The 24,239-nt window shown below is 62.9% G+C and carries 19 protein-coding genes; 5 read left to right on the top strand and 14 right to left on the bottom strand.

The window, feature by feature from the left end:
• Positions 1–177: 177 nt before the first annotated feature.
• The 5 genes from E4P32_RS06050 to E4P32_RS06030 form a co-directional block, all read right to left on the bottom strand.
• The gene (locus E4P32_RS06050; protein WP_116432799.1) at positions 178–2,175 is read right to left on the bottom strand and encodes a MacB family efflux pump subunit; all 1,998 of its coding nucleotides are present in this window, start codon (positions 2,173–2,175) and stop codon (positions 178–180) included.
• Entirely contained in the window at positions 2,172–3,395 is a 1,224-nt protein-coding gene (locus E4P32_RS06045; protein ID WP_233526545.1) for an efflux RND transporter periplasmic adaptor subunit, read from the bottom strand. The genes E4P32_RS06050 and E4P32_RS06045 overlap by 4 nt, the downstream gene beginning before the upstream one ends.
• Positions 3,395–5,836 (bottom strand): TonB-dependent receptor, encoded by a 2,442-nt coding sequence (locus tag E4P32_RS06040; RefSeq protein ID WP_158559699.1) that lies wholly within the window; start codon positions 5,834–5,836, stop codon positions 3,395–3,397. The genes E4P32_RS06045 and E4P32_RS06040 overlap by 1 nt, the downstream gene beginning before the upstream one ends.
• Before the next feature lie 76 nt (positions 5,837–5,912).
• Positions 5,913–6,929, bottom strand: a complete 1,017-nt coding sequence (locus tag E4P32_RS06035) for a FecR domain-containing protein (RefSeq protein ID WP_116432801.1) — start codon at positions 6,927–6,929, stop codon at positions 5,913–5,915.
• Positions 6,916–7,434, bottom strand: coding sequence for a sigma-70 family RNA polymerase sigma factor (locus E4P32_RS06030; protein WP_233526546.1), 519 nt, complete (start codon positions 7,432–7,434; stop codon positions 6,916–6,918). The genes E4P32_RS06035 and E4P32_RS06030 overlap by 14 nt, the downstream gene beginning before the upstream one ends.
• 262 nt (positions 7,435–7,696) lie before the next feature.
• Between E4P32_RS06030 and E4P32_RS06025 the strand changes: the two genes are divergently transcribed.
• Positions 7,697–8,584 carry a DUF296 domain-containing protein gene (locus E4P32_RS06025; protein ID WP_116432802.1) on the top strand — a complete coding sequence of 296 codons (888 nt, stop codon included), beginning with the start codon at positions 7,697–7,699 and terminating at the stop codon, positions 8,582–8,584.
• 48 nt (positions 8,585–8,632) lie between these two features.
• Here the strand turns inward: E4P32_RS06025 and E4P32_RS06020 are convergent, their stop codons facing one another.
• Positions 8,633–8,851: a hypothetical protein gene (locus E4P32_RS06020; RefSeq protein ID WP_116432803.1), complete on the bottom strand. Its 219-nt coding sequence runs from the start codon at positions 8,849–8,851 to the stop codon at positions 8,633–8,635.
• Positions 8,852–8,996: 145 nt separating this feature from the next.
• The gene (locus E4P32_RS06015) at positions 8,997–9,578 is read right to left on the bottom strand and encodes a DUF4142 domain-containing protein (RefSeq protein WP_116432804.1); all 582 of its coding nucleotides are present in this window, start codon (positions 9,576–9,578) and stop codon (positions 8,997–8,999) included.
• Positions 9,579–9,809: 231 nt separating this feature from the next.
• On the opposite strand from E4P32_RS06015, the gene E4P32_RS06010 reads away from it, so the two are divergent.
• Positions 9,810–11,519, top strand: a complete 1,710-nt coding sequence (locus E4P32_RS06010) for a thiamine pyrophosphate-binding protein (RefSeq protein WP_116432805.1) — start codon at positions 9,810–9,812, stop codon at positions 11,517–11,519.
• A 31-nt stretch (positions 11,520–11,550) separates the two neighbouring features.
• The gene (locus E4P32_RS06005) at positions 11,551–12,054 is read left to right on the top strand and encodes a GFA family protein (protein WP_116432806.1); all 504 of its coding nucleotides are present in this window, start codon (positions 11,551–11,553) and stop codon (positions 12,052–12,054) included.
• Here E4P32_RS06005 and E4P32_RS06000 read toward each other — a convergent pair.
• Together E4P32_RS06000 and E4P32_RS05995 are read right to left on the bottom strand one after the other, a co-directional pair.
• Positions 12,051–13,049, bottom strand: coding sequence for a cation diffusion facilitator family transporter (locus E4P32_RS06000; protein WP_167735655.1), 999 nt, complete (start codon positions 13,047–13,049; stop codon positions 12,051–12,053). The genes E4P32_RS06005 and E4P32_RS06000 overlap by 4 nt on opposite strands.
• On the bottom strand, positions 13,049–13,327 hold the full coding sequence (locus tag E4P32_RS05995; protein WP_116432807.1) for a hypothetical protein: 279 nt from the start codon (positions 13,325–13,327) through the stop codon (positions 13,049–13,051). The genes E4P32_RS06000 and E4P32_RS05995 overlap by 1 nt, the downstream gene beginning before the upstream one ends.
• A 137-nt stretch (positions 13,328–13,464) precedes the next feature.
• Between E4P32_RS05995 and E4P32_RS05990 the strand changes: the two genes are divergently transcribed.
• A complete protein-coding gene (locus E4P32_RS05990; RefSeq protein ID WP_116432808.1) occupies positions 13,465–13,737 on the top strand; it encodes a hypothetical protein in 273 nt (90 codons plus the stop codon).
• A gap of 7 nt (positions 13,738–13,744) precedes the next feature.
• Here E4P32_RS05990 and E4P32_RS05985 read toward each other — a convergent pair whose 3' ends face one another.
• Positions 13,745–14,332 carry a hypothetical protein gene (locus tag E4P32_RS05985; protein ID WP_116433877.1) on the bottom strand — a complete coding sequence of 196 codons (588 nt, stop codon included), beginning with the start codon at positions 14,330–14,332 and terminating at the stop codon, positions 13,745–13,747.
• A 189-nt stretch (positions 14,333–14,521) separates the two neighbouring features.
• On the opposite strand from E4P32_RS05985, the gene E4P32_RS05980 reads away from it, so the two are divergent.
• Positions 14,522–15,202: a class I SAM-dependent methyltransferase gene (locus E4P32_RS05980; RefSeq protein ID WP_158559700.1), complete on the top strand. Its 681-nt coding sequence runs from the start codon at positions 14,522–14,524 to the stop codon at positions 15,200–15,202.
• A gap of 19 nt (positions 15,203–15,221) precedes the next feature.
• On the opposite strand, the gene treY is transcribed toward E4P32_RS05980, so the two are convergent.
• From treY to glgX, 4 genes are read right to left on the bottom strand one after another with little or no spacing between them, the layout of a single operon-like run.
• A complete protein-coding gene (gene treY / locus E4P32_RS05975) occupies positions 15,222–18,017 on the bottom strand; it encodes a malto-oligosyltrehalose synthase (protein ID WP_233526547.1) in 2,796 nt (931 codons plus the stop codon).
• A complete protein-coding gene (gene malQ, locus E4P32_RS05970) occupies positions 18,014–20,200 on the bottom strand; it encodes a 4-alpha-glucanotransferase (protein ID WP_116432810.1) in 2,187 nt (728 codons plus the stop codon). Before malQ ends, treY begins: the two co-directional genes overlap by 4 nt.
• Positions 20,197–22,098: a malto-oligosyltrehalose trehalohydrolase gene (gene treZ / locus E4P32_RS05965; RefSeq protein ID WP_116432811.1), complete on the bottom strand. Its 1,902-nt coding sequence runs from the start codon at positions 22,096–22,098 to the stop codon at positions 20,197–20,199. The genes malQ and treZ overlap by 4 nt, the downstream gene beginning before the upstream one ends.
• Positions 22,095–24,239 (bottom strand): glycogen debranching protein GlgX, encoded by a 2,145-nt coding sequence (gene glgX / locus E4P32_RS05960; protein ID WP_116432812.1) that lies wholly within the window; start codon positions 24,237–24,239, stop codon positions 22,095–22,097. The genes treZ and glgX overlap by 4 nt, the downstream gene beginning before the upstream one ends.

Raw genomic sequence — 24,239 nt, 5'->3', positions numbered from 1 at the left:
GACTGGCAAGCGGCACGCCCTCTGGGGTGGAACGCGCGGCTCTTTTGTGATGGCCGCATTGTTGCATTCAAGTATTACTACTCCATGACAACACGGGCCAAACAGGGAAACAGAACCGGTATTGCCGTACATCAATTAAATTTGATGTGCGGCAAAAACACGAAAAGGACAAAGGATTTATTCCGACGTCAACGCGACAACCGGATCTAGCCGGGCCGCCTTCTTCGCCGGCATGAAACCGAAGATCAACCCGGTCGCCACCGAGCAACCGAACGCCGCCAGCATCGAGGTCAGGGAAAATATCACCGGCGCGCCGGCGGCGATCAAGCCGGCGCCGACCAGCAATCCCAGCACCACGCCGGCGCTGCCGCCGACAATCGTCACCAGCACCGCCTCGGTCAGGAACTGGCGCATGATGTCGCGCTGGCGGGCGCCGGTGGCGAGGCGAATGCCGATTTCACGGGTGCGTTCGCGCACCGTCATGAGCATCACATTCATCACGCCGATGCCGCCGACCAGCAGCGACACGGCGGCGACCAGGCTCAGCATCAGCGTCATGGTGTCGCGCGTCTTCGCCTCGGCGGCAATCGATGCCGCCGCGTTGCCGATGCTGAAATCGCGGATGCCGTGGCGTTCCAGCAGCAAGGCTTCGACCTGTTCCTGCGTACGCTGGATGCGGCCGACGTCGGCCACCGCCAGCACCGTATAGGTTGGTTCGCGCTGGCCGAACACTTTGACGCCGGCCGTCGAGAACGGCAGAATCAGCAGGTTGTCTTCATCACGGTCTCCGGTCAGCGCCCCCTTCTGGCTCATCACGCCGACCACCTGAAACGGCACGTTACCGATCAACACCGTCCGACCGACCGGGTCATCCACGCCTGGCATCAGTTCGCGCGCCAGCTTGTGGCCGAGCACCGCGACCGACGCCAGTTCACGCTCATCGCCAGCGGTGAAAAATGCCCCGCGCGCCAACGGCCAGGTCTGGATCGCCGGCAGCGCCGCGCCGGTGCCGCGCACATAGGTCTGGATATCCTGGTTGCCGTAACGGACCACCTTGTTACCGGTGACGTTGGGCAGCACATGCACGATGTTGGGTATTTCGGAAACCGCCTCCAGGTCCTGCAACGTGATGCTGCGGCCCGGTATGCGCGAGCTCTCGCCGATGGCCGCCATGTACATCAGGTTGGAGCCGAACTTGCCGAGTTGTTCGACCACCTGCTGGCGCGTGCCCAGGCCGATGGCCAGCATCACGATGACCGAGGCGACGCCGATCACGATGCCGAGCAGGGTCAGCCCGGTGCGAAAGCGGTTGATCCACATCACGCGCCAGGCGGCACGGGCGGCTTCGCGGATGTCTTCAAACAATAACCGGGAAGCATCCTGGTCCGGTGTCGAGCCTCGATTGCGCAGGTCCGGCATAGGCGGCAACTGCGCCCCCGTCAGCAGCGGCGGTTGCGCCGCTGCGCTGTCGGCGATGATGCGGCCGTCCGACACTTCGATCACGCGCCGGGCTTGCGCCGCGACCTTGCGATCATGCGTGATCAGGATGATGGTGTGGCCGGCATCGGCCAGTTCATTCAACAGTTTCATCACCTCGGCGCCGCTGCTGCTGTCGAGCGCGCCGGTCGGCTCATCGGCGAGGATGATGCGGCCGCCGTTCATCAGCGCACGCGCAATCGAGACACGCTGCTGCTGCCCGCCGGACAATTGGTGCGGTCGATGATCGAGACGATCCCCTAGTCCCAGTCGCGTCAACAGCGCGGATGCGCGTTGACGGCGCTCGCGCTCGGGAATGCCGGCGTAGACGGCCGGCACCTCGACGTTCTCGCACGAGGATTCGGTAGCGATCAGGTGATATCCCTGGAACACAAAGCCGAAGGCTTCCCGGCGCAGCCAGGCCAGTTGATCGGCGTCGAGCGAGGAAACGTCTTCACCGTTGAAGCGATAGGCGCCGGCGCTTGGCCTGTCGAGGCAGCCGAGCAGGTTCATCAGGGTCGACTTGCCCGAGCCGGAAGCGCCGACAATGGCGACGAATTCACCGGCGTAGATATCCAGGCTGATGCCGCGCAATACTTCCACAGCGGGCGGTCCGCCCTGCCCCACGTCATGGCCGCCGTAGGATTTGCGGATGTTGTCGAGCGCAATCAGGGGGATGCGTTTCTCCGAAGACGTCACAGCTGGAATCTCTTGACGCCAGCGCCGGTGTCACGCTCGCCGGTGATCAGCAGTTCGCCTTCGCGGATGCCCTGCAAGACCTCCGCGCGCACGCGATTGCGGACGCCCACCTCGACTTCACGTTCTTCCGGCTTACCGTCGCTGCGCAGGATGCGCGCGCGGAAACGTTGTGAACGTTGCGATGCTGCGATCTTTTTCGGTTCCGGCTTGCTCGCCTGCAGCGGCGACAGCGCCGCCAGCGGCACCGTCACGACATTGCGCGCCGCCGCCGAGACGAAATTGACCTGTGCCGTCATGAGCGGCATCAGCTCGCCATCGGCGTTGTCAATGTCGAACAGCGCGGTATAGAGCACGACCTTGTTGGATGATGGCGCCAACGCGGTGTCGGCGCTTTTGCCGTCGCCCGAAGGCGGCGCCGGCAACACCTGGCGCACCTCGCCGTGCCAGCGTCGCGGCTCATGGCCGGCGCTGCCGAGCGTGGTGAAGTACACCGGCATGCCGGCCTTGACGCGGCGTACGTCCGCTTCCGAGACTTCGGTCCACACCGTCATGGTCGACAGGTCGGCGATGCGCAGGATACTCGGCGTCTGGTAGGTGGCGTTGAGGGTCTGGCCTTCGCGCGCGTCAACAGAAACCACCGTGCCGGCCATCGGTGCGTAGATGCGCGTGTAGCCCAGCCGCACTTCGTCGGCCTGCACGGTGGCGTGGGTCTGATCGATCTGCGCCTTCAGGTGATCGATCCTGGCAGCCGCCGACGACAGCGCGGCTTCGGCGACCTGGACATCTTCGGTGCGCGTGGCGCCGCCGGCATCGAGCTTGCGCTGGCGGTCGGCTTGCTGGAACGCCAGAAGGTGCTGCGCCTGCTGATCCGCCAGTTGCGCGCGCAGGCCGGCCAATGAAGCGCGGCCGGCGTCGACCGTGGCCTTCTGCACGTTCGGATCGATCTCCACCAGCAACTGGCCTTTTTCGACGGCGACCCCGGCCTGCACATGCAACTTGAGGATCATGCCCGACACTTGCGCGCCGACGTCGACGTAACGTCGCGGCTGCAATTTCCCGACCGCCGACACGCTGGCTTCAACGTCGCCGCGCGCAACCCTCACGGTGTCGTACTGCACACCGGTGCTGTTCCACTTCCACGCACCGGTGACGGCGATGACGACCGCCGCCGCGATGCCGGCGCGCATGCGCAGGCGATTGGTACGCTGCTTCCCGGTCATCAGAAGTCCATGCGCGCGTTCAGGCTCAATGTTCGCGGCGCGCCGGCAAAGATGTACTGCGAGCCGTTGTAGACCCAGTAGCGGTTGTCGGTGATGTTCTGGATCTGCGCGTTGAACGTGACTTCCTTGCCGCTCAGGCGGGTGCGGTACACGGCGCCGGTGTCGAACACATAGTAGGACGGCAGGTCCAGCGTGTTGGTGGTGTTGAGCTTGGACGAGCCGACATAGCGGCCGCCGGCATTCAGGCTAAGGCCTTCCAATCCGGGCACGCGGTACTGCGCGTTGATGGTGGCCTGGAACGACGGCGCGCCGGTCACGCGCTTGCCTTGCAGCGCAGCGGCGGCATTGACGTAGCTGGTGTTGAGCCACATCAGGCCGCTGTTGAGCGTCAGGTTGCGCGTGACGTCCAGGCGTCCGGACAGGTCCAGGCCCTGGTAGCGGGTTTCGCCATCCTGCACGTAATAGTTGGCGGCATTGGTGTATTCGGCGGTGCGCTGGACGCGGAACAAGGCGGCCGAGGTCGACCAGCGCTCACGTTCGGTTTTCAGGCCGAGTTCGTATTGCGTGCTCTTGATCGGTCCCATGACTTCGCCGAAGTTGACGTTGGACACGGCCGCTGCACCGCCGCGCTCCAGCGACTCGACGTAGCTGCCGTAGATGGTGGTGTCGGCCAGCGGCTTGAACATCAGCGCCACGGTCGGCGTCAGCGGGCTGCGCTTGTAGCGGGTGGTGGTCAGCCCGGCCTGGTTCAGCCCTTTCTGGTCGAAACGGGTGTAGCGCAAGCCGCCGATCAGCGACCATTTGTCGTTGAAGTTGAGCGTGTCGCTGGCGAACAAGGCGTTCTGGGTGATCTCCGACGAACGGTACATGGTGTGCGTGCTGTTGTTGACGCCGTTGGTGCTCAGCGTCGAATCGCGGTAGATGTTGGTCGCACCCAAGTTGGTGCCGACGCCGGCGCGGTCGGACAGCGACGCGTATTTCTGCGTGCTGGCGCCGAACACCAGTTGATGCTCAATGCCGCCGGTGCGGGCTTTGCCTTCCAGCATGGCCTGCAGGTTCTGGAACTCGAAACTGTAGATCCCCGCCGATTGCGCGGTGGTGGCGTCGCCGGCCGGATTGATGATGCTGATGGTGCTGTAGACGTAGTCGACGTCTTCGCGCGCATAGCGATACGCCATGCTGGCCTTCCAGTCGGGCGTCAGGCGCCATTGCAGACCGGTCGTGACCATGATGTTTTCATTGTTGTAGTAGCTGCCGTCGGGCTGCTGGCGCGTGGTCGGATCAATGGTGCCGGGAAGCGCCAGGCCGTTGCCGAGCGAGAAGCCCCAAAAGGCGTTGCCGAGCGATTTGCGTTTGGCGTACAGCGTGTCGAAGGTCAGGGTCAGGTCCGAGGTCAGCTTGAGGTCCAGTGCCACGGAAGCGGCATCGCGTTTCAGAGAGCCTCCGGTGAAGTAAGTGCCGCCCTGCTCGTGCACCAGGTTGACGCGGTAGCCGAACTGCTTCTCATCGCCGGCGCGACCGCCGAAGTCGACGTGCTCGGAGAGCAGCGAATTGGTCTTGTAGCCGATGTCGGCCGAGAAGGTATTCTCGTCGGTCGGACGTTTCTGCACGTAGTTGAGGATACCGCCGGGCGAGCCGAAGCCGTACATGAATCCCGACAGGCCCTTGAGCAACTCGACCCGCTCGAACATTTCAAACGGCAGCAGGTCGTTGCCCCAGCCGGGAATCGGCAGGCCATCGACCTTGAAACCGTTGGTCGCATCGAGCCCTAGACCGCGCACCAGGATCGATGAACCACGGCCGTATTCGCCGCTGGCCGAGGTCACCGACGGGTCGAAGCGAAACGCTTGCTCAAGGTTGCTGACCTGGCGCTCCTGGATGTCTTCCCGGCCGACCACGCTGATCGAGAACGGCGTATCGAGCACCGAGCGCGAACCCAATGCCCCACCTGCGGCGGCGCGTTGCAGCCCGGTTGCTTCGTTGTTGCCGATCACCGTCACCGCAGGCAGCGAGCCGCTGCCGTCGCCGGATGCTGCACGCTGGCGGATGGCGAAGCTGCCGTCGTTACGGCGTTCCGCTTCGAGACCGCTGCCCGACAACAGCAGTTCCAGGCCCTTGTCGACCGGATAGGCGCCGCTCAGTCCCTTGGCCTGCTTGCCCTGCATCAGTGCCGGATCAGCCACCAGCAAGATGCGCGAGCGCGCCGCAAACTGGTTAAGCGCCTGATCCAATGGACCGGCGGCGATGTCGTAGCGGACCGCTTGTTCGACAGTTTCACCTGCAGGCGCAGCATGCGCCGGCCGTGGCACCATGCCGGCGCCCAGCATCAGGCTCCCTGCCAGCAGGACATATGAGGTAGTGGACAGCGCGCGGCAAGCGACGGGACGGCGTTGCGATACGATGGACGGGACTTGCCGGCGGGCGGCGGATCGATGATGCATGCAGATTCCTTCGTTGGAAATGTTGGGATTCATCTCCTTTACGAACGAGAATGAAAAAGTGCTACAGCCGGCGCGATTATTTTTTCGGCGGCGCGTCTTTGGCGGCGATCGAGGTCCAGTAGCGCGTATGGCGGCGGACGTCGAGCGGGAAAGCATGCGCCAGCGCATCGAGGATGCGATCGGTGTCGTCGAGCGGGAACACGCCGGTGATGCGGATCGTCGCCGCAGCATCGTCGCAGCGCAGGACGCCGCTGCGGTAGCGGCGCAACTCTTCGAGGAAATCGCCGAGCGGCTGGTTGCGCGCCACCAGCATGCCTTGCGTCCACGCTTCGGCATTGTCGTCGAGCGCTTCCGGGATATTCACGCCGTCGGCATCGAAGCTGGCCTGCGTCCCCGACTTCAGGCGCAAGGCCGTTGCGGCAGCCTGGCGTGGGCGGATTTCGACTTCTCCTTCGAATACCGCCACCTGCGCCCGTCCGCTGCTGAACCAACCGTCCTGCTGCAGTGCCCGCACGGTAAACCGCGTGCCCAGCGCCTGCACGCTGCCCTGCCCGGTGTCGACGATGAACGGCCGCGCAACCCATTCCGGCCGGTGCGCGGTTTCAACCATGACCGCGCCGCTGCGCAAGACGACGCGGCGGGCGACGCCATCAAAACGGATGTCGACCGCGGTGGCGCTATCGAGCACCATTTTGCTGCCATCAGCCAGCGTCATGGTGCGCTGCTCACCGGTGGCGGTGCGCACGTCGGCGGTCAGTTCGAACAAGTCGTCGCGGCGCTCGAACAGCAAGGCGCCGAGCGCCACTGCGCCGGCCACACCAAGCAAACGGCGACGCGAAATGAGGGACGACGCAGCAGCCGGCCGGCGTGCATTGCGCAAGGCCTTGCCCGCCAAGCCTGCCGGCATGTCCTGCAAAGTGCGTTGAAAGGTCTCGATGGAGAGCCAGCTGCGCCGATGTTCTGGATCCTGCAGCCAGCGCTCGAAGTCGCTTCGCTCGCGGTCGCTGACCTCGCCTGAAGAGAGCGTCACGAACCAGTCCAGCGCCTGGTCGAACGGGCTGGCGTCGATGTTTGCGCGGTCAGTGCGCGGCATGATGCATTGCGAGGAAGCAGGCCCTGGTGGCCGTCAACATGTGCTTGCGCACGGTCGCCACGGCAATCCCGAGCATGGCAGCGATTTCGCTGTAGGTATGGCCGTCGAATTGCGAAAGGAAAAACGTCTCCCGCACTTTTTCCGGCAAGGCGGCCAGCGACTGGTCAATGGCGTTGAGCGTCTGCAATACGATCAGGGTGTCTTCATGCGAGGGCGCGAACTGTTCCGGCATGGCCGCCAGCGCATCGAGATAAGCCGCCTCAAGCTTGCGGCGACGATACAGGTCGATCATCAGCCGTTTGGCGATCTGCACGAGATAAGGCCGCGCCTCATCCGGCTGTGGCATGGTGTGGCCGCTTGCCAGGCGCATATAGGTGTCCTGCGCCAGATCGTCGGCGTCGCCGTGATTGCCGAGCTTGCGCTGCAGCCACTGGACCAGCCAGCCGTGATGCCCGCAATACATCAGGTGCAGCGGATCGGCGTTGTGTTGGTCGAGCACGGTCATGGCGTCAGGATGGTCGAAGCTATTTGCTAATGAGAATCGTTATTATATAGACTTTATCTCGAATTATCACTAGTCGAGGGTGTAAAGACGTTCTCTTCCATTGTTCCCTCCTTGTTTTACGCCGCAGTGCCGAACAACGGTGTCGCTGCGGCAAAAACATGAAATCCCAAAGCCGGATACCATGTTTACCTGGCCCACCGGCCTACCCCACCGACGACAAGCCGCGGCACGCATCGCGGCAACGAGGACACCAGGAGACAGCATGCAGACACTCGAACAAGCCCCCGTATTTGCACGTACCGCCCGCCATCCCGGCGCGCCCGACCCCGTGCGCATCGTCAGCCTGGCCGGCCCGGCCATGGCGGTGACCATCACGCTCGAAGCCGGCCGCAACCTGCGCGACGCGATCGCCATTCCGCTGGCGGCCGCCGGTATTGCAGGCGGCACCGTCCGTATCGAAAACCTCAAGGTTTCGCCGCACCATTACCTCATGCCGGCCTTGTCGCATGATGGCAAGCACGCCGCTTTCTACAGCGATCCGCACGAAGTCGCCGGCGGCGTCACGATCGAGCTGGCCTGCGCCACCTTCGGCCGCCGCGACGGCGCACCCTTCGTGCATTGCCACGCGGTGTGGACCGACGAACAAGGCCGCCGCCGCGGCGGTCACATGCTGATGGATCAGAGCATCGTCGCCGAGACCGCGCAGGCGCAAGCCTGGGGCGTGCACAACGCCACCATGGAAACGCGCTTCGATCCGGAAACCAATTTCACCCTGTTCCACCCTGCCGTGGTGGCCGCAGAGCCCGGCGACGCCGGCCGTCGCACCTTGCTGGCGCGCATCCGTCCTGATGAAGACCTGACCATGGCGATAGAGGAAGTCTGCCGCACGCACAGCATCAAGAACGCCATCGTGCGCGGCAGCGTCGGCAGCATCATCGGCGCGGAATTCGACGACGGCCGCGTGATCGAGGATCGCGCCACCGAAATCCTGGTGCGCTCCGGCCACGTCAGCCGCGGCCATGAAGGCGTACGGGCGCAGCTCGATATCGCCCTGATCGATCCACGCGGCCACGTCTGCGAAGGCGTGCTGGCGCGCGGACGCAATCCGGTGCTGATCTGCTTTGAACTGGTGTTGGAAGAGGTGGAGTAAAGCGGGAAGAACGGGATCAAGGCCTGAAGCTACCAGGCCTTATCTTTGTTATCGCTGTTTTGATTTGCTGCTGCAGAGTCGCGCCATGGCGACCGCAGCACGCCAGGCTTTCTTGCGTTTGGAGACAATCCTGACGCCGCTCGGCGTCATGTCCAGCGGCGGCACCTTGCCGATGAACTGCTCGACGTAACAGGCGAACTTGTGCTTGTCCAGCTTGAGCACGCAAGGCACGTATTCAATCGTTGCTGTCGATGCGGTCTTTTTCATGCTGCCTCCTGCCGGAACAATCACCCGGCAAATCCGGACAACCAGACAAAAAAACTGCCGCCAGACTCATGCAGGGGAACATGTGCGCCTGGCGGCAGGCGGGGGGGTGCAACGCGGGGATTCGGTATTTACTTCGTAGTGCTATTTATTTCTTGGCGTCCAGCTTGGCCTTCAACGCATTCGCCATGTCCAGGTGATGCTGCAAACCTGGCAAGGTCTTGGCGGCAAAATCCTTGACGTCCGGATCCTTGGCTTCGGCGGCGTTCTTGCTGAACAGCTTGACCGCATCCTTGTGCGCCGAGACGCCGATCATGCTCACGTATTGTTTGTCGAAGGTCGCGCCGTCGAGCTTCTCCAGCACGGCGATCTTGGCGCGCTGGGCGACGCTCGGTTCGGTCGGCGGTTCGACGTTCTTGGTGGTGGCCAGTTTCTTGAGGTTGTCGCCAACCGTAGTGTGCTCGTCCACCATCAGCGTGGCGAAACTCTTCACATCGGGATTGGTGGTCTTTTCCAGCGCGATCTTGCTGGCCTTGACCTCGGCGTTGCCGGCTTCGGCAGCGCTGTTGAGGAAGCTCTTGTCGGCGCGCGGCAATTCGTCGGCGCGCGCATGGCCGATCATCAATGCCAGGCCCGCGACGCTCATGGCAGTCAGGCCCAGGACCTTGATCAGGGTGCCGGAACGGCGTGGCGCGATGTTGGCGGATTGCATGCGAAAAGTGGATGACATGGTGGTTCTCCTTATCGAATATCGAATATGAATTTGGCTGCGAAAATTACCGCTGCAACATGTGCTCAATGTAATGCAGCAGAACGTCGCGAAAAATCGGACAGCGCCGCTCTCGCCTGTAAGAATTCAGGAGCGTGGATGGAGTCCTACAGCGATTTACCGCAGTTGCCGATACTGGCCTCACCAAGGCAAGCCTATGCTGAACGGCTACTCCACCCTGTCGAGGAAGCCATGTCCACCACCGTCGCCGAAATGCTCGTTGAAACCCTCCACACCATCGGCGTGCGCCAGATATTCGGCGTCGTCGGCGATGCGCTCAATCCTTTCACCGAAGCCGTACGCAAGGACAAGCGCATCGAATGGATAGGCGTGCGCCATGAAGAAGGCGCCGCGCTGGCCGCCGCTGGACAGGGCAAGCTCACCGGCAAGCTCGCGGTCTGCTGCGGCACCACCGGTCCCGGCGCCAACCATCTGGTCGCGGGGCTGTACGAAGCGCGCAAGGATCATGCGCCGGTGCTGGCGATTTCGGGCGGCGTGCCGGCCAGCCGGCGCGGCATCGACTACCTGCAGGAAAACAATCCCGACCTGCTGTTCCGCGATGTCGCCGCCTACACCCAGACCATCATCGATCCCGCGCAAGCCGTGCAAGTCGTGCACCAGGCCATTGCCCAGGCCTATCATCAGCGCGGCGTCGCCCACCTCAGCATCCCCGCCGACGTGATTGGCGCCAAGCTGCCCGGCCCTGCTGTCGTGGCCAGTCTCAACACCTTGCGACCGCAACCGGAAGTGACGCCGCCCGAAAGCGAAATCGCCCATGCCGCGCAACTGATCAATGCCGCCAAGTCGGTCGCCATCTTCGTCGGCAACGGTGCACGCTCCTCTATCAATGACATCGCCGTGCTGGCAGAAAAGCTGCAGGCGCCGGTCGTGCACACCTTCCGCGCCAAGGACATGCTGCCCTACGATCATCCGCACTGGATCGGCGGCGTTGGCTTGATCGGCGGCGCCCCCGGGATGGACGCCATGCGCGACGCCGAACTGCTGCTGATGCTCGGCACCGATTATCCTTATTCCGAATTCCTTCCCACGCGCACCCAGACCGTACAGATTGACGAGCGCGGATTCGTCCTCGGTCGCCGCATGCCGGTCGACCTCGGCATCACCGGCTCGGTTGGCCCCGCAGTGACGCAGTTGTTGCAACAGGTGCAGGGCAAGACCGATACCGCCTTCTTGCGTAAGGTCGGCGAGCATCGCAAGCAATGGAACGAGACACTCGACAAGCATGCCGTAATGCCGGCCGATCCGGATAAAGGGCCGATCAAACCGCAATACCTGGCGCGCCGACTGAGCGATCGCGCCGCCGAGGATGCAGTGTTCGTGGTCGACACCGGCGTGGTGACGTTATGGTGCGGCAACTGGATACGCCAGAGCGGCCGTCAGCGTCTGCTGGCTTCGTTCAACAACGCCGCCGTCGGCACCTCGCTGGGCCAGGGCAACGGCATCCAGGCGCTGGATCGTAAACGCCAGGTGATCGTGGCCGCAGGCGACGGCGGCTTCACGATGCTGCTGGGAGAGTTCATGACGGCGGTGGAGCACAAACTGCCGGTCAAGGTGGTGGTGTTCAACAACCGCGAATGGGGACTGGTGCATCTGGAAATGGAAGAAGCCGGCCTGCCCGCCTTCGAAGGCGCCGAATTCCCCAACCTCGACTTCGCGCTGTTCGCCGGCGCCTGTGGCGCGCAGGGCTTTACGGCCAAGACGCCGGCGCAGCTGGAAGAAGTCCTGGGACCTTTCCTCGCCGCGCCCGGACCGGCTATCCTGAACGTGTTCATCAATCCGTCCGAGCTGCCGATCATGCCGCATATCAAACTGGACCAGATCTGGCATTTCGGCATGGCCAAGATCAAGGAAGCGATGATTTCGATGGGCGGCGCCGGTTGAGCCTTCCAAGGGAAAAACAAATGAGGAAAACATGAAACTCAAAGGATCCTGTCACTGCGGCGCCGTCAGCTTCACGCTCAACAGCGACACCCCCTACCCTTACCAGCGCTGCTATTGCTCGATCTGCCGCAAGACCCAGGGCGGCGGCGGTTACGCCGTCAATCTCGGCGGCGATTTCCACAGTCTCAAGGTCAAGGGAGCCGACGACGTCAGCGTCTATCACGCCCGCCTCAAGCGCAAGGGCGAAAAGCGTATCCACACCAGCACCGGCCAGCGCCATTTTTGTCGCCGCTGCGGCAGCGCGCTGTGGCTGTACGATCCGACCTGGCCGGACCTGGTGCATCCATTCGCTTCCGCCATCGACACACCGTTGCCGACGCCGCCCGAATACACGCATCTGCTGCTGGACTACAAAGCGCCGTGGGTGGAAGTCAAGGCCGGCCGCAAGGACAAGCAGTTCGGGCAATTCCCAAAGGAATCACTGCTTCAGTGGCATCAGCGCCTCGGTTTCGCCGACCCGGATGCGGAAGATTAAATCTTCGCCGGATCTTCGTTGCGCTGCTTGTGCAGCACATCGCGGAAGCGTCCCGCCGTTTGCGGCTTGATGAACAGCGCCACGATTTCCGGATGCAGCGCGTGCAGGCGCGTTTCCATTTCAATAACCAGCGCTTCGATCTGCGGCGTCTTGAGATCATCTTCAAATTCCACGCTGAGCGCCGCCAGGATCTGATGCGGCGCCAGGTGGACGGTCAGCACGCCGTTGGCGCCGACCACACCGTCCAGCGAGGTCGCTTCTGCGAGGATGGAATCCAGCACCTCCTGTCGCGCACGCTCGCCGATCAGCAAGCCCTTGGTTTCCTGTCCCAGCACGGCCGCAGTGGCTGCCAAGATGACACCGATCACGATGGAGGCGACGCCATCCCAGGCCGGTTCATTGAAATGCTGCGACAGCCAGATGCCGATGAAGGCGGCAATAATGCCCAATATTGCCGCCGTGTCTTCCAGCAGCACGATGAACGTCGGCGGGTCCTTGCTGTGCCGCACCTCGTCGGGCAGGTCGGCATAGCGCTTGCCGCCCTTGAACTTGTGCAGGGTCAGCAGCCAGGAGCAACCTTCGAAGATGGCCGCCGCCAACAGCACCAGGTAGCTGGCGACGACGTTTTCAACCGGTTCTGGATCGAGGATGTGATGGATGCCCTCATAGATCGACAGGCCGGCCCCGAGCGTAAAGATCAGCACCGCCACCACGAAGCTCCAGAAGTACACTTCGCGGCCGTAGCCAAGCGGATGATCGTGATCGGGACGCTGATTGGCGCGATGCAAACCGTACAGCAGCAGGAGCTCGTTGCCCATGTCGACCAGGGAATGGATGCTTTCGCTGAGCATCGCCGAACTGCCGGTCCAGACTGCAGCCCACAGTTTGGTGAGGGCAACGAGGAAGTTGCCTGCGAGCGCCGCATAGATGACCAGCCGCGAGGATTCGGCAGGCTGCTGCAAACTGCTCAATAGTTGCCGGGAGGAGCGCGCCATCAGCTGTCCCTGGAGTCCTGCGGCGCGCGGCGGCGATTGCGCAGGTATACGACCTGCCCCACCAATGCCGCACACAAGGTCGCGGCGTTGGACGCCACGAACACCCAGTTGTCGACGCTCGCGCTATAGATCACGAACCCGGTCGAGGTTGCCAACTGGCCGATGAACATCCAATGCGAAACGCCCTTGGTGCTGCCGCTACGCCATTGCGTGAAGACCTGGGCGGACACCGTCAGCAGCAACAACAATGCGCTGATCCATCCGACTACATCCATCATGGCAGCCTTCTTTCTTTGTATTTTTGCATTGGCGTAGTCCGCGCCGTCCTACAGGGCAATCAGGCGCTGTCCGATGCCGTGCTGCGACCCGGGGGATTAGGCTTGGACCTGACACGCCAACCTGCAAGGAGCTATTGATGAATGCCCATCCGAATGAACCGCAAGCCCGCGAACAATATGCCGACGAACTGATGCGCCGTTATCTTGAGCTGCGCCGCTGGGCCGTGGAAAACTGGCCCAACACGGCACAGCCGCTGCAGGCATCCGATTTCATCGCCACCGACCGCGAGCTGCAACTGCTGCTGGGCGCGCGCCTGAATTCAGGCAAACACGCAGATCAGCGTCCCGCCAACGCGCAAAATTCGCAAAATGCGCAATATGAAGACGTGACGCCGATGCCCTGGCCCTGATCCCGGATCAGATCCGGCCTGTATAGGAGCGATTGCCCTGCAGATCGACGTAGCGCGGCGGCGCCAGCGGATCGAAGTCGTCCCAGTCGCCGTGCTCGATATGCCCCTCGCTGCGCTCGATGTCGGCAGCCTTGAGCGAATGCAGCAAGGCGATCGCTTCGTTTTCCTGCGGCGTGCCTTCCACCGCCACAGCCACGCGCATGCCGGCCTTGCGCACTTCCACTTCCTGCGTATGACGGCCACCCTCGTCGGTATCGTCGGTGGTGTTGAGCGTACCCACCAGAGAACCCAGATGCGCGCCGACCAATCCACCCAGTGCGGGGCCTATGGGGCCGGTGACCGGTGCAGTGGCCGAACCTACCGTGGCTCCGACGACGGCGCCAGTCGCTGCGCCTGCCGCCACGCCGGCGGGCGTGTCCTTGGCGCCGGGCGATTCGTCGCGGTCGCCGCCAACCGGATAGGTGTCGTGCTGACCGGCCGGATTGAGATAGAAAGTGGTGATCGCGTCGCGCGAATAGCCGGCCTGGACCAGCTCCTCCACTGCGTACTCGGTCTCATCCACCAGTTGAAATCTGCCTAATATGATCGAGGACATGTAAATCTCCTTGGAAATGTAAGCCGCCAAGCACTCTTGTCGTCTTGTACCGATACTAGTCGGCGCGACAACGCTTCACGATAGGCGAGCTCCGCATTTTCCTGTAGGAATTGCTGCGAGGCGCGTCGTCGGCAGCATTGTTGTAAGATGTGGGCCGGAGTTTCCATCAGGCATTCAAAGGAGAGAATTGTGGCCAAGTTCCATTTTTTAGAAGACTACGAAAAGCACGTCCGGGATTTGATAAAGGCTCACCCCTTGAATGAGGCCATGAGCCTGGCAGTCGGCGGCAATTGGGACGGAGTCGGTAATGCAGCCGCCAATGCATTGACTCATTGCGGACTGCGCGATGGCATGACTGTGCTGGATTTCGGTTGTGGCAGCGGCCGGGTTGCAACGAAGCTCGGGCAGAAAGTCCAACTTCGGTCATTCCTCGGTGTCGATGTCATTCCTGAACTCCTGGACTATGCCAAGACGGTTTGCCCTCCCAACTATGTGTTTCAGCTGAATCATTCCCTGCAAATACCCGGCGAAAACGGGACATTTGATTTCGTCTACGCGTTCAGCGTGTTTACCCATCTGTTGCAAACCGAAATACTTTTGTACACGCACGATATCTTTCAAAAGCTGAAGCCCGGCGGCCTGTTTCTCTTCTCCTTTTTGGAGATGGACAAACACTGGAACATCCTTGAAGCCGATGCAGTCCGGCACTTTACCTACGGCCAACCAACACCACATTTGAATATGTTTTTATCGCGAAATCAAATTGAAACGCTCGCTGAAAAAACCGGTTTCAAAGTCACCAGATACATTGATCCGCAAGATGACGCTTACAGCATTGGCCAGACGATTGTGCTGTTGAAGAAACCTTAAGCCTTTTCCTCAAGTCTTTTCATACGGAAAGCACCAGAGCATCCACAGGCAATCCGCGTAACACGTCCGCCGCGAAAATCTTCTGCTCGCGCACCGCTCCTTCAGCGCCGGACAGGATGCTCTGCCATTCACCTGCTTCCAATCCGTCGGGCAACTGCACCCCCGTGTCGCCCCATTGCTGCGGTGGAATCAGCGGCGTCGCCGCATGCAGTGTTTGCGCCGTATGGCTGCTGACGATAGCCCGCGCGGCATGACGGCTGACCAAGACAATGATCGTTAGTCCTTCGCTGCGGCGTGCAAATGCAATCAGCTTGTCCGCGAGTTCACCCGTGACCGTCAGCGGTACATAATCGCCAATGGTGAACAGGTCTTCCCTGCCGCTGCGGAAATGCAGCAGCGTGCGGATCACCTGTTGTTTGCATGCGCCGTTGCGCCAGTCTTCCAGCGTCAGCGGTGCGGTCTGGCCGGTTTGCATCAGTTGTTGCCGCAAGGCGTAATCCACGGGCCGCCGGTTGTCCGGATCGACCAGGCTGAAATCCCACAGATCGCATCCCTGATACAGATCCGGCACGCCCGGCGTGGTCAGTCGCAACACGGTCTGACCGAGGCTGTTGAGCGCACCGGCGGCGGCCACTTCCTGGACAAAATGGCGCAAGGCCGGCAGGAAGGCATTGTCAGCATCAGCGCGCAGGATGCGCCGCAGGAAGCCGTCGCACTGCCCTTCATAATTCAGGTCCGGGGCATTCCAGTCGGAGCGGCGCTTGGCCTCCCGCAAGGCTTTCTGCTGCCAGGCAGAGACTCTTTCCAGCAAATCCGCTTCCCCGGTTTTCTCCAGCGGCCACGCGCCGATCAGCGTCTGATACAGCATCAGCTCGTCGACCGCGTCGATCGGCATCTGCACACGTGCAGTCTGGTTGAGCGCCCGCCAGCGCTGCAGGGTGCTTTGCCAGTGCGCGGGGATTTCGCTCAACACCGCCAGCCGCATGCGGGCATCCTCGCCGCGCTTGTGGTCGTGCGTCGCCGTCGCCAGCATTGCCAGCGGAAAATCACGCTGACGGCGTATGACATGCCGATGGAAATCCTCGGTTTCGATTGCCAGTTGCGCCGGCTCCGACCCGACTTCATTGCGTGACAGCAAGCGGCCGTAACGATAAAACGCGGTGTCCTCAGTCGATTTTGCGGTCAGCGGCGGCGTCAGCTGCTGGAAGCGGGTCAGCGCGCGCCAATGCAGCTGCGTATGACGTTCGTCCTGCATCTCGGGCTGTGGCGGATCGGCGAGCAGGCCGACAATCGCCTCCAGCGCGGACTGATCCGATTTCGCCAACAGGTCGCGCACACGCATCGCGGTAGCCCGAATCACGAAGGCGTCGCCACTGTCGCAGCCGGCGCGAACGCCATAGGTCCGGTACACCGGAAAATACACCAGCAACTCCCGCAGGCAGCGCCGGATCGCCATCAGCGACAGGTCGCGTGTGGTCACCGCAGAGCGCGCCAGCGCATGCAGCGCCGAGGTCAGCGCATTGAATTCGCTGGCAAAATTGCGCTCCAGCAACCGCTGCCGCGTACTGTGCACCAGATAGTCGAAGCCATCGGGATCGGTGCGATATTCCTTCCATATGCCATCGAGTACCGCCGCGCCGCCGGCATCGTGCAACACCGCCGCAGCCTGGTCCATGAAGTCGTACCCGGTGGTGCCGTCGATGCCCCAGTCAGTCGGCAGGCTTTCTTCCGCACCGAGGATCTTCTCGGCGACGATGTAGACCGGTGCACCCTGCTTCAGCGCTTCCAGCCGTTGACGCAGGCGACGTACATAGGCGGCGGGCTCCGCCAGGCCGTCGATATGGTCGAGTCGCACGCCGTCGACCAGGCCTTCGCCAACCAGGCGGAACAGCAAGGCGTGCATGGCTTCGAACACCTCGTCCTGCTCTACCCGCATGCCGATCAGGTCGCCGATTTCAAAGAAACGGCGCCAGTTGATCTCGTCACCCGCATTGCGCCAGTCGCACAGGCGGTAGTGCTGGCGCTCCAGTAACTCGTGCAAGGCGGTCGCGCCGTCCGGCGTCAGCGCGGAGAATTTGGCCAGCCCCGCCTCCACGTCTGCACGCACAGCCGGGTTCTCAACAGCCTGCGCGAGTTCGCGCCAGGCCTGCGCGGCGCAAGCCTGGCGCTCTTCCTGACCGGCGGCTTCCTGCACACGCCGGAATGCTGCAACCACTTGCGCCATTCGCGATGAATCGGCCGCGCCGAGCACGTCGACATAATCTTCCGGCGCCAAGGGCAGGCGATTCCCGGGACAGACCACGTGTAAGCGTCCTTCCGCGATCTCCAGCCTGATCTCGCCGGCGCGCAGCAACTCCCCGTAAGGCTTGCCGAGCACCGGCAGCAATACTTTGCCGTGCAGCGCCGGATCGACGCCCAGCCATTCGATATCGAACCAGCTCGCGTAATGACTGTGCTGGCCCCACAGCAGCACATCGCACCACCATGGATTCTGAGCTCCCAGCGCCATGTGATTCGGCACGATGTCGACGATCAGTCCCATGTGCCGTTCATGCAAAGCCTGCACCAATCGACGCAGGCCGTCTTCGCCGCCCAGTTCAGGATTGATGCGGGTCGGATCGACAACGTCGTAGCCGTGCGTCGATCCGCTGCGCGCGGTGAAAATCGGCGATGCATACAGATGGCTGACACCGAGTCCGGCGAAATAATCAATCTGCGCCAGCGCGTCATCAAAGGTGAAGTCGCGATGGAACTGCAGGCGCAGCGTGGCGCGCGGAATCAAGGTCCGGGTGGATATGGATACGGAGGCGTTCAAGGTTTCCTGCCTGTCTTGTCTGTATTTTTTACGTGAACGGTGCGTTGCAGCAGCCGCATGCGGCGGCGGCAGTCGGCGTGGTCCAGCAACGTTTCCGCCGTGGCCGGAAGGCGGCGTTGCCAGTTGGGATGGGTATCGATGGTGCCGGGCAGATTCGGTTGTTCTTCCAGCCCGAGCAAATCCTCGATCGGCAGCAAGGCCAGCGGCGCCGGCGTTTGCGCGATGAAGGCGGCGGCGCCGTCGATCACGTCTTGCGGCGCGTCGTCGGCCGGCTGGTCGCCGACCACGCAGTCCGCATCGAGCAAGGCCTGCCACAAGAGGCTGCGATCCTCGCTGCGGTCGGCGCGGGTCTGCGCGTCGGTGGCGCCCGGCATCAGCAAATCGAGCTTCGTACGCCAGCCGATGTCACTGCCCCGCCACCAGCCCGCTACCGTCGGCAAGTCATGCGTGGAGGTGGTGGCAATCGCATGCCCCGGCCATTGTCGCGGCGGCAGGAAATTGGCGCGCGCATCGCGCTGGAACCACAGCACGCCGATCCCCAACAAGCCGGCATCCTTCAGCTCGGCGTCGAAACCTTCGGGTACGGTGCCCAGGTCTTCGCCGATGACGACGGCGCGATGACGCCAGGACTCCAGCGCAATCAACCGCAACAGGTCGCGCGCCGGATAGCGCAGGTACGCGCCCTCGTTGGCGTCGCCGCCTTCGGGCGCGAGCCACAGGCGGGTCAGCCCCATGACATGGTCGATGCGCACGCCGCCGGCATTGGCGAAGGCCGAGCGCAGCATCGCGATATAGGAGCGGAATCCCTGCGCACGCAAGGCCAGCGGCGAAAACGCGCCGATGCCCCAGTTCTGGCCGCGGGTGTTGAGCAAGTCCGGCGGTGCGCCGGCTGACAAGCCCGCAATCATTTCCGAACTGTGGCTCCAGGACTGGCTGCCGCCGTTGTCGGCGCCGACGGCAAGATCGGCAATCAGTCCGACCGCCATGCCGGCTTCGCGCGCGGACTGCTGCGCGGACTGCATCCAGCGCGACGCCTGCCACTGCAGGAAGATATGGAAATCCACTTCACCGCTCTGCTCTTCCGCAAAGCGTTTCAACTCGGCGCTGCCGGGCCGGTGGTAGCGCTCCGGCCAGCGCCGCCAGTCGCTGGCGACGTCGATGTTTTTGGTCTGCTGCCAGTGATGCAGCGTCTCGAACAGCGCGTGGTCCGCCAACGCCTGCCCTCCTTGCATGCGGAATGCCGCCAGCTCGGCCGACGGTCGCTCCTGCATGCGGAACCTGGCGTGCAGATGGCGCAGCAGCGTCATGCGATGGGCGCCGGCTTCGGGCCAGTTGACCAGGCTGGTCTGTTCCAGCCGTTGGTGGCGCGCCAGCATTTCGGCGCCGCCTTCATTGAGTACTTGGGCCAAGGCATCGGCGCCGAGAACGGCAGCCGGATCGATGTGCAGCACGTTGAGGAACAGGCGGCTCGACGGCGAATACGGACTGAAGCGATGCGCATCGGCAGCGAACATCGCGTGCACCGGCGAAATCGCCAGCGCTGCCGCGCCCTCGACGCCGGCCCGTGCAGCCAGTTCGGCCAGGCCGGTGAAGTTGCCGATGCCGCCGTCGCCCTGACTGCGCAAGCCGTACAGTTGCAAGGCCAGGCCCCAACCGCGATCTGCATGCGCTTTGAAATGTTTGTGCGGCGTGGCGTCGAAGGCATCGGCGACGCTGTAGCAGCGGCGCGGCGCCACCGCCAGCGTGACTTCGGCATCACCCACTTGCAGGCGGTGATAGCCGTATTCATCGATCGCTTCCAGCGTCGGCGTGCGGCTGTCGTCGTCCGATACGCGCCGCTCAAGCTTGCGCCCGGATTCCAGCGTAATCAGGCACGCGCGGCCATGCAGGCCGCAATGTTCGGGCAGCGAGACCGGCTGATCAATCTCTGCGGTGATCAGCGGCGGCAACTCGCGCGACTGGTTGGCGCGTTGCAACTGCGCCATGCTGTCGAGCGCCTGGCGATGGCTGTCGCATGGCAGGCCCAGGGCCGCAAGAATGGTGCGCAGCGACGCCGGCGTCACACGTTGCGGCTGGTTGTAGGCGTCAATCCAGTCCACCGAAATGCCGGCCAGCGCCGCCAGTGTGAATACCGCCTGGTCGTAGTCGCTGGGCGGGTTTTCTTCAACAGGAGCGGAAGTCATCTTGCAGCCTCTCGTATGACCAGGATGGAATGCCCCGGCAGCGTGCCGGAAGCCAGCGCGTCAAGCACGCCGCCGCTGTCGAACAGGACGTCGGCGCCGGCCGGCGTCACCAGTGTTTCAAGCGACTCGCGCAGCGGCTGCTCACCCAGATTGACGGTGATGTTGAGCACGGTGCCGTTATTCAGCCGCCAGCGCGCATACACGGCTTTCAGGCCGATGGCCTGGGCGTCGAGCGCGACTGCGCCAGGCAAGTACGGCGTGATGGCTTCGCGCCGGATCTGCAGCAGGCGATAGCACCAGCCCATCCACTGGCCGGCACTCTTGTCCTCTTCGGGTGAAACCGGCTCCGGAATCGACGCCATGAAGGTCGAGAAACTGTTCGGATCCGGCAAAGCGTCCAGCGCCTGCGGATCGGAGAACTCTGGAAAGCGCGAGAACTCCTTGCGACGACCATTGCGCACGGCGTCGGCCAGCTTTTCGTCGGCGTGGCTGGTGAAGTAATAGAACGGCTGCGGCGCGCCGTATTCTTCCCCCATGAACAGCATCGGGATCTGCGGCGACAGCAGCAGCAAGGCCTGTGCCGCACGCAAGGCGTCCGGATGCGCCAGCGCGGTCAGACGCTCACCCTGCCCGCGGTTGCCGATCTGGTCGTGGTTCTGCAGGAACAGCACGAACGACGTCGGCGGCAATTCAACGCTGGATTCGCCGCGCACTTCGTTGTCGCGATACGGCGATGGCTCGCCCTGATAGACGAAGCCTTCGCGCAGGCAGCGCGCCAGTTTCTCGGCCGGCTGCACCGCATAATCCGAGTAGTAACCGCCGGTCTCGCCGGTCAGCAGCACATGCAGCACGTGGTGGCCGTCGTCGTTCCACTGCGCGTCGTACTTGTCGCCCTCGCCCGGCTTGCCTGCGCCGCCGTCGAGCAGAGAGGCGGCATTCCCGTCATGCTCCAGCACCAGATGCACGTGCCGGCGCGACAGGCCGATATCGGCGTCTTCCTGCTCAATCGCGCGCCGCACCTTGCGCGCAAGTTCGCGCAGCCAGCCTTGTTCGCTGATGGCGTGGACGGCGTCCAGTCGCAGGCCGTCGAAGCGGTATTCCTGCAGCCAGTACAAGGCGTTTTGGGCGAAGAAATCGGCCACTTCCGGACGGCGGAAGTCGATGGTCTCGCCCCACGGCGTGGTGGTGTCGGTGCGGAAGAACGGCGCGGCGTAGCTGTTGAGGTAATTGCCGTCGGGGCCGAAATGGTTGTACACGACGTCGAGGAACACCATCATGCCGAGGCCGTGGGCGGTGTCGATCAGTTGCTTCAACTGCTCCGGCGTGCCGTAGCTGGCGTCAGGCGCATACGGCAACACGCCGTCGTAACCCCAGTTGTAAGCGCCCGGAAATTCCGCCACCGGCATCAGTTCGATGGCGGTAATGCCGAGTTCGGCCAGCTCCGGCAGGCGTTGCAACACGCCGGCGAAGCCGCCCAGCGCACCCACGTGCAATTCATACAGCACGGTCTCATGCCAGGGACGGCCGCGCCAGTCCACGGTCTGCCATTCATACGCGGAGGCGTCGATCACCATGCTGTCGGCATGCACGTCGCCGGCCTGGCCGCGCGACGCCGGGTCGGGCACGCTGATCTCGCCGTCGGTCTGCGACATCAGCACATAGCGGTACTGGCTGCGCGCTTCGCAATCGGTCTCGACCTCGAACCAGCCTTCATCGGCCGGCGCCATCGGCACCTTGCGCTGGCCGTCGATCAGGACCGAGGCGGTTTTGGCCAGCGGCGCCCACAACCGGAAGCTGGTGCGGCCGTTGCCGAGGTATTCGGCGCCGAACGGCAGGCGGTAGTGGAAACGAACGTTGTTCGGATTGAGTGGCAGTGAAAGAGGGACTGGACTGTTCATGATTTTTCCCGGCATGGACGATTGGCGAAAACCTGCACGCTGTGCGCCGCGACTTCGACGCTGGCGGTGGTACAGGCTTCTCCGGAAACGGCGCCGTCTGGGATGTTGCTGTCGATGAGCAGATAATGCGCATCGTCGGCGCGCGGAAAGGTGAACTCGATCGGTTCGTGGCCGGCGTTGAAGAACATCAGCACAATGTCCGGCTGCTCAGCCTCGTCCTCGGGGATGGCGGCATCGACGTTGCCGGCGCCGGCACATTGCAGCGTCAGCGCGCGCGCCACCGGATTCTGCCAGTCCTCGACCGAAATCGGCGTGGCGCGCTCGTCGAACCATGACACGTCCTTGAGGCCGGGCAGGATTTCACGGTTGCCATGCAAGAAGCGGTCCCCTTGCAGCACCGGGAAGTCGCGGCGGATTGCCGTCAGTCGCCCGACGTAGCTGATCAGCGCCTGGCCTTCTTCGCTGGCGGCATCCTTCCAGTTGACCCAGGAGATATCGTTGTCCTGGCAATAGGCGTTGTTGTTGCCGCGCTGGCTACGATGGAATTCATCACCAGCCAATAGCATTGGCGTGCCCTGCCCGAGGAACACGCATGTCAGCATCGAGCGTTGCACGGTGGCGCGTAATTGCAGGATCACCGGATCGTCGGTCGACCCTTCGATGCCCCAGTTGGCGCTGTAATTCTCGTTGTGGCCGTCGTTGCCGTTTTCGCCGTTGGCTTCGTTGTGCTTGGTCTCGTAGCTGACCAGATCGCGCAAGGTGAAGCCGTCATGCGAAGCAATGAAATTGACCGAGGCCCAGGGCTTACGGTGGTGATGGTCGAACAGGTCCGACGAACCCAGCATGCGCCCGGCGAACTCGCCGCGCAGGCCTTCGCCGCCGGCCCAGAAATGACGTACGGCATCACGGAACTTGTCGTTCCACTCGGCAAAGCGCGGCGGATGGTTACCGAGTTGATAGCCGCCCGGACCGATATCCCAAGGCTCGGCAATCAGTTTCAGTTGCGACAGCACCGGATCCTGCATCAGTGCGTCGAAGAAGCCGCTGTTCGGATCGAAGCCGGTTGGCTCGCGCCCCAGCGTGGAGCAAAGGTCGAAACGGAAACCGTCGATATCGAAGGCCTCCGCCCAGTAGCGTAAAGAGTCCAACACCAGTTGGATCACCCGCGGATGCGACATGTTGACCGTGTTGCCGCAGCCGGTGTCGTTGATGTAATAGCGCTCCTCACCCGGCAACAGACGGTAGTAGTTGGCGTTGTCCAGGCCGCGCATGCTCAGCGTCGGCCCCAGTTCGCTGCCCGAGCAGGTGTGGTTGTAGACGACGTCGAGGATCACCTCGATGCCGGCTGCGTGGAAATGGCGGACCGCCATGCGCAGCTCGTTGAGGTCGCCGGTCGAGAGATAGCTCGGCTCCGGTGCAAAAAATCCCAGTGTGCTGTAGCCCCAATAATTGCGCAGGTCGCGTTGTAGCAGGAAGTTTTCTTGCAGGAACGCATGTACCGGCATCAACTCCACCGTGGTGACGCCGAGCTTTTGCAGATGGGCGATGAAATCGGGATGACCGAGCGCCGCAAAGGTGCCGCGTTCATGCGGCATGACGCCGTCGCGCATCATTGAAATGCCGCGCACATGGGCTTCGTAGATCACGGTCTTGGACCATGGCACGCGCGGGCGTGGGAATTTTTTCCCGATCGGTATCTCTTCTACGACGACGGCCTTGGGCATGGCGGCGGCGCTGTCGCGGCGATCGAAGCTGAGGTCGCCCTTGGCCGAATGCAGGCGATAGCCGAACAAGGCATCGGTCCAGCGAACCTGCCCGACCAATTGGCGTGCGTAGGGATCAAGCAGCAACTTGTTGGGATTGAAACGATGTCCCTTTTGCGGCTCGTAAGGGCCGTAGGCGCGATAACCGTAGACCAGACCCGGCGAGGTGTCAGGCAGGTAGCCGTGCCACACTTCGTCGGTGCATTCAGGCAAGGTCAGTCGTTCGACTTCGCGTCGTCCAGTGGCGTCAAAGATGCACAATTCGATCTTGGTGGCATTGCCGGAAAACACGGCAAAGTTGACGCCCAGTCCGTCGAAATGGGCACCGAGCGGATAAGGCGATCCTGCTTGCAGATGGCGTGGTGTTACTAATGTCAT

This window comes from Herbaspirillum sp. 3R11 (assembly GCF_004563925.1).
In the GTDB taxonomy this organism is placed as follows: Bacteria; Pseudomonadota; Gammaproteobacteria; order Burkholderiales; family Burkholderiaceae_D; genus Herbaspirillum.
Note: the sequence above shows the minus strand (reverse complement) of the source record. Positions and strands in the feature narration are given on the sequence as shown.